The sequence below is a fragment of the Polaromonas sp. P3_C2 genome (assembly GCF_056402675.1).
In genome coordinates this window covers 1-6,824 of the sequence record NZ_JBFUGX010000191.1, presented here as the reverse complement: position 1 = coordinate 6,824, position 6,824 = coordinate 1, and the positions used below count along the sequence as shown (strand labels likewise).

Below are 6,824 nucleotides of genomic sequence, written 5' to 3'. Positions count from 1 at the left end.
GCTCAAGGCACTGGCCAAACTCAGCGAAGTGAAGGTGTTCGACGACGAAGCCAGTTGGGCCGCTGCAGCGCAGTCTGCACCTGTGGCCATCGTCGGCGAAGCGCGCCTGTGCCTTTACATGGAAGTCGATCTGGCGGCAGAAAAGATTCGCCTGCAAAAGGAAGAAACCCGCCTGGCAGGAGAAATCACCAAGTCCGAAACCAAGCTCGCCAATGAAGCCTTCGTCAACAAGGTGCCCCCGGCCGTACTGGAACAGGAACGCAAGCGCCTGGCCGATAACCAGGCAGCCCTGGCCAAGATTCGCGAACAACTGACACGTTTGAAATAAGCGCCAGACCACCACCAGTAAAAAGCCCCGCATTGCGGGGCTTTTTTTATTGATCGGGATGCGAAGCGAGCCCCCGTAAGACCCGCGAGCTGCGTATACGCCAAGACCAGTCAACTGCAACGGTAAAAGATGGATGGTTCTTCACCAGCAGGGGCCGCGGGACTGGCTTTGCCAGACCGCAGGCGCAGCACCCCTCGGGGGGCAGAGAGCTACACGAAGTGAGCGAACGTGGGGGCCAACATCTATCTGATCATGAATTCAGGTTCAGACCACTGCGACGGCGGGACACTGCCTGGCTCCAGGCCCATGGGAGTGCTGGTCAACTGGTCCATGCCGCTGTGCTGCGTGCCCAGAGCTTCATGCATACGGTGGGCTACATACCAGCTCGAGCGCAGGCGTGCCTCGCGTGTGTGGGAGCCCAGGCGTGGCGTAACAAACAGGTTCTTCAACCCTTTGAGCGGTGAGGTGTCACCCAGGAAACTTGCTTCAGCGCCGTCCAGGATGCAGGCCTCAATCCGGCCGTCGCACAGCGCAGCGGCCAATGCGCCTTCATCAAACAATTCACTGCGGCTGATGCCAACCCACAACTGGCTGCGCTTGCAGCCCGCCAGCAGTTTGTCGTTCACGAAACCCCGGAACCGGGTGGCGTACAGCATCTGCACTGACACCGCATCAGACTGGCTGACCAGCTCGGACAGCGAAACAGGCTGTATGCGCAGGCGCTCCCAAATGGGCGCGGTGTGATGAACCGCCGGGTCATAGCCAACAAGCCGCACGCCGAGCCCGCTCAGCATGCCGGCCAGCGTGTGCGCCGTCGGGGCCAGGCCCAGAATGCCCACGGTGCTGCCATGAAGCTCGCGCCCCATTTGCGTCGTGGGATGGCGGCGTCCCATCAAGGCCGAGACAAGGCCGCGACGGTACAGCAACAACAGGCTGCTCAAAAGATATTCTGCGTTGGAGCGGACGTTGGCGCTGCTGGCATGCACGACCTTGATGTCGCGCTCCTTGCAGGCCTCCAGGTCGGTGTTGTCGGTTCCTACGTGCAGGCGCCCGATGGCCTTGAGCCTGGGCAGGAAATCGAGGAACTCGCGCGTGACCACAGTCTGGCGCGGAAAAACAATGCCTTTGGTTTTGTACGCGATCTTGCGCAGCGATGTCAGATCGTCGGCAAGCTCTGGATGGTAGGCGACGCCATGCCGGGTTTCAAGCCAGGCCATTGCTTCGGGCACTAACGCATCAAGAAGTAAGATGTCCACTCAGTCAATCCTTTTTCCTGCAAACTCTCGATTGCGTGCTGTGCTCACGCAGATTCGGGCATTTGTCCGACCCACGCGCTGTACCAACAACGCAACACTTTAGGCTTTTATTCGGTCAAAGTCGATGCAAAAATTTACATTAAATAAAGCCGTTTTCCCGGTTGCTGGTCTCGGCACCCGTTTTCTGCCAGCCACCAAGGCCCAACCCAAGGAAATGCTCCCTGTGGTGGACAAACCGTTGATCCAATACGCAGTGGAAGAAGCCTACGCCGCAGGCATCCGACACATGATTTTTGTTACTGGACGCAATAAACGGGCCATCGAAGATCACTTCGATACTGCTTATGAACTAGAGAACGAACTTGAAGTAGCCCAAAAGCACGCACTGCTATCGCTGGTGCGCTCAGTCCAGCCGGACGACATGAATTTTTCTTATGTGCGCCAGCCCCGGTCCCTGGGTTTGGGCCATGCAGTGCTCTGCGCCGAGCACCTGGTGGGCCAGGAGGCTTTTGCCGTGTTGCTGGCCGACGACTTGATGGTCGGCCCGAAAGGCGGCCAGCCGGTGCTGGCCCAGATGGCGGCGCAATTTGCCGAGGTCCAGCAATCCATTTTGGCGGTGCAAGAGGTCCCCCTCGATCAAACCCGCCGTTACGGCATCGTAGCCACGGAAGGCGCCAGCACCGGCCTGATGAAAGTCAAAAGGATTGTCGAAAAACCGGCGCCGGAAGTGGCACCTTCACGCATGGGTGTGGCCGGACGCTACATCCTGACGCCCGCGATTTTTGAGCACATCCGAAAGCAGACTTCCGGCGTGGGTGGCGAGCTGCAGCTCACCGACGGCATATCAAGCCTGCTGGGCCAGGAGAGCGTGTATGCCTTCCAATACGAAGGCAAACGCTATGACTGCGGGAGTAAGGAAGGTTTCCTGGAAGCAACCGTAGAGCTGGCGCTGGAGCACCCTGAAGTGGGCGTGTATTTCCGGAATTACCTGGACAACCTGCAAATTGGCTGGTCGGGCCGTGAACGTCGCAAACAGGTGGCCTGATAACAGCCTGTTACAGAATCAGCGCCGCTTTAAAACGTGAATAAAGTCACTACCGGCAACCTGTTGCTCGACCAGTTCGTTGCCGGTTTGTTTGGCAAATGCCTGGAAATCACGGGTAGAGCCGGCGTCGGTTGACACCACACGCAGCAGCTGGCCGCTGAGCATTTCCGTCAGCGCTTTTTTGGCTTTCAGGATGGGCAGCGGGCAATTGAGGCCGCGGGTGTCGAGTTCTTTGTCGATGYTCATGAAAATCCTTGGGTTGCCGCGATTTTAAGCAAAGCGCAAAGCCCCTTCTGCCCGGCAATATCCGGTTTTACCCGGCCTTGCTGTCGCCGTCCGGTTCCACTTTGCTCAGCACGGTAGCCCAATCCACAAACTCAGGCTCATGGCCGCGCGTACGCAGCCAGTCGGCCAGCGCGTAACCTGTGCCCGCAGGCCAGCATTTGAGCTTGTCCAGGTCGTAGAGCCGGTAGTCCACCAGTTCTGGCGACAGGCTGACCTCCCCCGTGCAGACCGCATGGTAGGCAATGATGATCTGGTTCATGCGCTGGAAGTCATAGACGCCGATCAGGTCCAGCGAGGTGGCGTCCAGGCTGGTTTCTTCCTTGATTTCACGGGCTATGCCGCCTTGTGGCGTTTCCCCGGCTTCCATGAAACCCGTGATGAGCGCGTACATCTTGCCGGGCCAGGCGGCATTGCGGGCCAGCAAAACCTGGCCGTTGTACTCAATCACGGCTGCCAGCACGGGCGTAGGGTTGTTCCAGTGGGTATAGCCGCAGGCCGGGCAACGCAGCCGGGCCTTCTCGCCGCCGTCTTCCATCTGCGACACCATGGCCAGCGGCGTCGCGCAGTTGGGGCAAAACCTGAATTCGTGGGTCATGGTGAAAAAAGGAAGAGAAAAGAGGATATTGAGGAAAGAAGCCCGCTATCGTTTTAATAGCTGCTTGCGCTCGTCACATATGGGTCAAAGCCCATTTTGATCTCAAAAAAATGGCTCAAGCCGGAAATACGCCGGTAGACAGATAGCGGTCGCCGCGGTCACAAACGACAAAGACAATCACGGCGTCTTTCACGGTTTTGGCGATTTCCTGTGCCACCCAGCAGGCTCCGGCCGCCGAGATGCCGGCAAAAATGCCCTCTTCCCGCGCCATGCGCCGGCACATGTCCTCAGCGTCAGCCTGGCTCACCAGTACCAGTTCATCGACCTGGCGGGGGTCGTAGATCTTGGGCAAGTACTCTTGTGGCCATTTGCGTATGCCGGGAATGCGCGAGCCCTCGCTGGGCTGGGCGCCGATGACCTTGATCGCCGGGTTTTTCTCTTTCAGATAGCGGGAAACACCGGTAATCGTGCCGGTTGTGCCCATTGCACTGACAAAATGTGTCACTTTGCCTGACGTATCTGTCCATATTTCAGGGCCGGTGGTCTCGTAATGGATGCGCGGATTGTCCGGATTGGCGAACTGGTCCRGCACCCGGCCCTTGCCTTCTTTTTGCATCTGGTCGGCCAGGTCGCGGGAATATTCAATCCCGGCGCTTTTCGGTGTCAGGATCAATTCGGCGCCAAAAGCCTTCATGGTCTGGGCGCGTTCGATGCTCAGGTCCTCCGGCATGATCAGGACCATCTTGTAGCCCTTGATCGCCGCGGCCATGGCCAGTGCAATGCCCGTGTTGCCGGAAGTGGCTTCAATCAGCGTGTCGCCGGGTTTGATGTCGCCGCGCTCTTCCGCGCGCTTGATCATCGACAGCGCCGGGCGGTCTTTCACGGAACCTGCGGGGTTGTTTCCTTCGAGCTTGCCCAGGATGACGTTGCCGCGGGCGGCGTTTTCGACGGCGTAAATGCGTTGCAGCGCGACCAGAGGCGTTTTGCCAATCGCGTCTTCAATGGTTGGATAGTTCATGGCCACACTGTGCCATAATTTGAGGCTTCGCTCCTCGCAGCCCGGGTGGTGAAATTGGTAGACGCAGGGGACTCAAAATCCCCCGCCGCAAGGCGTGCCGGTTCGATTCCGGCCCCGGGCACCACATCCCGAAAAGCCGGACGGTTTCAGACCGATCCGGCTTTTTCTTTTGTCAGACGCAGTTGTGCGTGCGGCTTCACATACACACGCGCCCTCCACGCGACACGCGGTGGGCAAAAAGCGGGAAGAGCCTACAGCGCCTGCCGGACTGCGCTCAACTTCCCAAAGAACATTTGCCGCAGTGTCCAGCAGAAGCTTTTCCAACATTTTTTCACCTCGAGATTCGGTGCCAATCTCCAGTGCAAAAACACCGGCAACGGCGCGTGGCGTGAATATACTTAAACCATCATCCCGCGCAGGCTCGCACAACAAAGCAGAGGCGAGCCTTATCCATTTCTCACACAAAACACTTGAGTTGCCATGCAAAAAGCAAACTGTTCCCGCGGCATTTTTGAAGACCTTCTTTGCCAGAGTCTTTTTGAGCCGGAGCTGTTGAGGAATGTGGCAACCCTGCTGGACCAGGACCCTTTTTTCATGCGGGGGCATCTGGAGATGTTGTGGAGTGCCCAGAAAAAAGACCATGAGGAACTCTATGCCGGAGTCCTGCATGATGCCTTGGCCGCAGCGGCCACGCTTTACCGCGGCGGCGAGCTTCAGCTAAACACCCTGGCGCACTGGACATCATCAGATTTCGAAAGCCTGCGGGAGGTTTTACGGATGGGGCTGCAAAGAAAAGAGCTTTCCCTGTGGAAACGGGCGGGCATCTTTCGCCAGTTAAGGAGCCTGTCCCGCGTGATGCAGTCCATGCCGCCCGCAGACGCTGGCGAACAAAAGTACCTTGTGTTCCAGAAGACCGTGGATGTGCGCGAAATTGCCGCGGAGGTGAAAGGCATTGCGCCTTACTGGTGGGGCGTTCACACCCACAGGCAGGAGGCTCTTGATCACCACAGGCACACGCAATCCATTGTGGTCAGGAACAGAAAGAAGCATGAACGCGATTACCTGCCCGCCAATGGCGTCCATGAGAGCGAGGAAACCGCTTTCTCCAGAAAATACCCCAAAACCAATGCGCTCGTGACCTCTTTGGCGCAGGAACTGGGCCTGGCCCTGGGCCGCGTTGTGTTGGTCAAGCTACCGGCTCACCACCAGGTTTACCGGCACTACGATGACGAAGAGTCTCTTGAGGGAAGAGACCGCTACCACTTGGTGCTCAGCTGCGGCGAGTGCAATGTACTGGAGTCAGGCAACAACCGCTTCAATGTGAAGCCCGGGGAGCTCTGGTTCTTTGACAACAAGGTGATGCACAGGGCCGCGAACCCATCGGGTACGCCGCGCGTGCATATTATTTTTGATGGGTATCCGCTTGGGAAATTGGGTAAAGCCGCATCCGCGGTGTCTGTGATCGCACAACCCGCGCCCACTCCAATTCTGCCCCACTGACTTCGCCAGCTCCGATTTGCAGCGCAATCATTTGCAACCCTCACGCCCATAAAAAAGAGGCTGMAGGATGCCTAGGTTCCTTTAGCTTTTCATGATAGTTCCCGGCTACATCCCGTAGCATGAGGTACATGTTTTTGCTATAAATTTCATAGCCGGTACCGCAAAAAGGAGACGCTCGCCATACCTAAAAACCCTGTTGAAACAGCTCCATATTGAATTTCGTCGAGATTTGATTTGACTATGGGGTGAACCCCTTGGGCTGGAGCGCAAGGTTCACCGGAACTAAGCCGCCGTCACGTGCCCCTTAAATCGGACAGTTCATAACGGGAGACTAGTCACTTCTTCTGGTTAAGCCGACCTTCTACGCCCGAGCTCGCTCGGGGTCAGGCTACCGAGCGAGCCGTGAGGTGAATGCAACCCGACGATAGTCATCGGCCCTCGAACACAGAGCTTAGCGCTGCCAGCGCCAGTGGTATATCGATGCTGGGAGCACTGATGCGCACCGCCTTGCAAGAAATCCCGCCCGCACCCCTAGCCTCTGTAGATACCGTACTCGATACGACGAAGGCCAGCTATAGCGGCTGGAACTAAATTCTCACCCCAGCGGTCGAATTGTTCTCCCAATTGATGCTCAGACAGTCTGCCTTCACCAGACGCACTGCCTGGGCATAAGACACCTAAGGCCGAGGAGTCTATATTGCGGGCTACGAGGCCTCTGCCAACGTAACTACCCGATTGCAAGGGTTCATTGAAGATGCCTAAAACGCGAAGTGCCTTCATTGGCACTGGCTTACCGT

At 57.5% G+C, this 6,824-nt stretch carries 6 protein-coding genes, 1 tRNA gene and 1 pseudogene; 4 read left to right on the top strand and 4 right to left on the bottom strand.

Features of this window, described 5'->3' with window-relative positions; translation table 11 throughout:
- Positions 1-328 (top strand): annotated as a pseudogene (locus AC1DWI_RS10060) (valine--tRNA ligase); the annotation flags it as partial.
- Between the two features lie 242 nt (positions 329-570).
- Here the strand turns inward: AC1DWI_RS10060 and AC1DWI_RS10055 are convergent.
- The gene (locus AC1DWI_RS10055) at positions 571-1,584 is read right to left on the bottom strand and encodes an NAD(P)-dependent oxidoreductase (protein ID WP_477671237.1); all 1,014 of its coding nucleotides are present in this window, start codon (positions 1,582-1,584) and stop codon (positions 571-573) included.
- Positions 1,585-1,708: 124 nt separating this feature from the next.
- On the opposite strand from AC1DWI_RS10055, the gene galU reads away from it, so the two are divergent.
- A complete protein-coding gene (gene galU / locus AC1DWI_RS10050) occupies positions 1,709-2,629 on the top strand; it encodes a UTP--glucose-1-phosphate uridylyltransferase GalU (RefSeq protein ID WP_477671236.1) in 921 nt (306 codons plus the stop codon).
- Between the two features lie 18 nt (positions 2,630-2,647).
- Here the strand turns inward: galU and AC1DWI_RS10045 are convergent, their stop codons facing one another.
- The 3 genes from AC1DWI_RS10045 to cysM all read right to left on the bottom strand — a co-directional run bounded on the left by AC1DWI_RS10045 (position 2,648) and on the right by cysM (position 4,527).
- Positions 2,648-2,875 carry a sulfurtransferase TusA family protein gene (locus AC1DWI_RS10045; protein ID WP_477724768.1) on the bottom strand — a complete coding sequence of 76 codons (228 nt, stop codon included), beginning with the start codon at positions 2,873-2,875 and terminating at the stop codon, positions 2,648-2,650.
- A 67-nt stretch (positions 2,876-2,942) separates the two neighbouring features.
- Positions 2,943-3,509 carry an NUDIX hydrolase gene (locus AC1DWI_RS10040; RefSeq protein ID WP_477671235.1) on the bottom strand — a complete coding sequence of 189 codons (567 nt, stop codon included), beginning with the start codon at positions 3,507-3,509 and terminating at the stop codon, positions 2,943-2,945.
- A 115-nt stretch (positions 3,510-3,624) separates the two neighbouring features.
- Positions 3,625-4,527: a cysteine synthase CysM gene (gene cysM, locus AC1DWI_RS10035; protein WP_477724767.1), complete on the bottom strand. Its 903-nt coding sequence runs from the start codon at positions 4,525-4,527 to the stop codon at positions 3,625-3,627.
- A gap of 39 nt (positions 4,528-4,566) precedes the next feature.
- On the opposite strand from cysM, the gene AC1DWI_RS10030 reads away from it, so the two are divergent.
- Both AC1DWI_RS10030 and AC1DWI_RS10025 read left to right on the top strand, forming a co-directional pair.
- A tRNA-Leu gene (locus AC1DWI_RS10030) sits at positions 4,567-4,651 on the top strand.
- Positions 4,652-5,007: 356 nt separating this feature from the next.
- Entirely contained in the window at positions 5,008-6,027 is a 1,020-nt protein-coding gene (locus AC1DWI_RS10025) for an aspartyl/asparaginyl beta-hydroxylase domain-containing protein (RefSeq protein ID WP_477671233.1), read from the top strand.
- The last annotated feature ends 797 nt before the right edge of the window (positions 6,028-6,824 follow it).

What these genes read in the sequence shown, in the direction of transcription:
- galU (WP_477671236.1), top strand. Translation starts at nt 1,709, where the DNA reads ATGCAAAAATTTACATTAAATAAAGCCGTTTTCCCGGTTGCTGGTCTC.
- AC1DWI_RS10040 (WP_477671235.1), bottom strand. Translation starts at nt 3,509, where the DNA reads ATGACCCACGAATTCAGGTTTTGCCCCAACTGCGCGACGCCGCTGGCC.
- AC1DWI_RS10025 (WP_477671233.1), top strand. Translation starts at nt 5,008, where the DNA reads ATGCAAAAAGCAAACTGTTCCCGCGGCATTTTTGAAGACCTTCTTTGC.